General features: G+C 75.5%; 3 protein-coding genes and 1 pseudogene. All 4 read right to left on the bottom strand.

The genetic code is table 11. The features are described from left to right. Positions 1 to 298, bottom strand: a 298-nt coding sequence (locus HLB09_RS16790) for a DivIVA domain-containing protein (RefSeq protein WP_171204437.1), incomplete at its 3' end; no start/stop codon positions are given. A gap of 94 nt (positions 299 to 392) precedes the next feature. Beyond that, the gene (locus tag HLB09_RS16785; RefSeq protein ID WP_171204436.1) at positions 393 to 692 is read right to left on the bottom strand and encodes a YggT family protein; all 300 of its coding nucleotides are present in this window, start codon (positions 690 to 692) and stop codon (positions 393 to 395) included. A gap of 7 nt (positions 693 to 699) precedes the next feature. Next, positions 700 to 1,257, bottom strand: a complete 558-nt coding sequence (locus tag HLB09_RS19590) for a cell division protein SepF (protein WP_171204435.1) — start codon at positions 1,255 to 1,257, stop codon at positions 700 to 702. A gap of 99 nt (positions 1,258 to 1,356) precedes the next feature. Continuing rightward, a pseudogene (locus tag HLB09_RS16775) lies at positions 1,357 to 1,572 on the bottom strand (YggS family pyridoxal phosphate-dependent enzyme); the annotation flags it as partial.

The following is a 1,572-nucleotide window of genomic DNA, read 5'->3' as shown; positions in this document are numbered from 1 at the left end:
CGCTCGGCCTCGGCCGACGCGTCGCCGACGAGGCGGTCGCGCTGCTCCTCGCCCGCGCGCACGTGCTCGTCGTGCAGCCGCTGGGCGAGGGCGAGGACGCGGTGGCGGACGCGGCTTCCTCGGCGCGGCGCTCGGCGTCGGCGAGCTGCTCGCGCAGCCCGTCGTTCTCGCTGCGCAGGCGCGTGAGCTCGCCGACGACCTCGTCGAGGAAGTCGTCGACCTCCTCCACGGCGTAGCCGTGCCGGAACTGCGTCTGCGTGAACGTGCGCTCCGTCACGGCCTCGGGCGTCAGAGCCATGAGCCTCCACCTTCGTCCTCGGGTCGGGCTCCGCCGTCGCCGGGGAGCGGGACGACGGTAGCGGACCGGGCCGCCTGCTCCTCGGCCGGTGCGCTCAGCGGGCGGCGAGCGCGAGGCCGCCGAGGAGCGAGCGCAGCAGCCCGAGACCGAGGAAGAGGACGATGAAGGCGAGGTCGAGCTGCACCTGGCCGATGCGGATCGGCTTGATGACCCGGCGCAGCGCGCGCAGCGGCGGGTCGGTCAGGGAGTAGACGCCCTCGGCCAGCACGAGCACGGGCCCCGTGGGACGCCAGTCGCGCGAGAAGACCTGGACCCAGTCGAAGACGAGGCGGCCGAGCAGGACGACGATGTAGAGGAGGACGACGAGCGAGAGCAGCTCGAGGACGACGGACACGGAGCCCCTAGCTCTGGTTGAAGAACGAGCTGGACGTGCCCGTCCGCTGCGGGCTCGCCTGCTCGGCGGTGACCTCGACGTGCGCCGGGGAGAGCAGGAAGACCTTGCTCGTGACCCGCTCGATGGAGCCCCGCAGCCCGAAGACGAGCCCGGCGGAGAAGTCGACGAGGCGCTTGGCGTCCGCGTCGTCCATGTCGGTGAGGTTCATGATGACCGGCACCGACTCGCGGAAGCTCTCACCGATGGCCTTCGCCTCGTTGTAGCTGCGCGGGTGGATGGTCGTGATGCGGCTGAGGTCGCCCCCCAGCGGCTCGGGCACGACGCGTGACATGGAGCGCTCCCGGGTGATCGGCGTGACGGCGGCCCGGTGCTCGGGCCTCTGCTCGGCCCGGGACTCGCCCCGGGGCTCGGGGTCGGCGGGGCGGTCGGCGGAGCGGTGCGCCCCGCCGCGGCGCTCGTCGGCGTCGCGGCGCTCCTCGCCGTCGTAGCCGTCGAGCTCGTCCTCGCGGGGGTCCTCCTCCGCCAGGCCGAGGTAGACCATCGTCCTGCGCAGCGCGCCTGCCATGCCACTCCCTCGCCGTCCGCCGTGCGGTGCCCGCGGGCTCCCGCCCGTCCTCGCCGTCCGGCGCCGGGCCCCCTGCGGGCCGCGCCTCGGGGCGAGACGCTACCGGAGCGGCGGACGGCCGCCGAGGACGGCGCGCCCGACACGCAGGTGCGTCGCGCCCGCCGCGACGGCCTCCTCGAGGTCCTCGCTCATGCCGGCCGACAGGACGTCGGCGCCCGGGTGGTCGGCCCGCACCCGCGCCGCGAGGGCCGCCAGGGCGGCGAAGGCGGCCGCCGGGTCGGCCTCGCGGGGGGCGACGGCCATGAGGCCCGCGAG

The organism is Pseudokineococcus marinus (genome assembly GCF_013004605.1).
Classification (GTDB): Bacteria; Actinomycetota; Actinomycetes; order Actinomycetales; family Quadrisphaeraceae; genus Pseudokineococcus; species Pseudokineococcus marinus.
This window is presented reverse-complemented; position numbering and strand designations above follow the sequence as displayed.

Bases quoted from the DNA above. Each gene is read 5' to 3' on its own strand.
- HLB09_RS19590 (WP_171204435.1), bottom strand. From the start codon at position 1,257: ATGGCAGGCGCGCTGCGCAGGACGATGGTCTACCTCGGCCTGGCGGAG.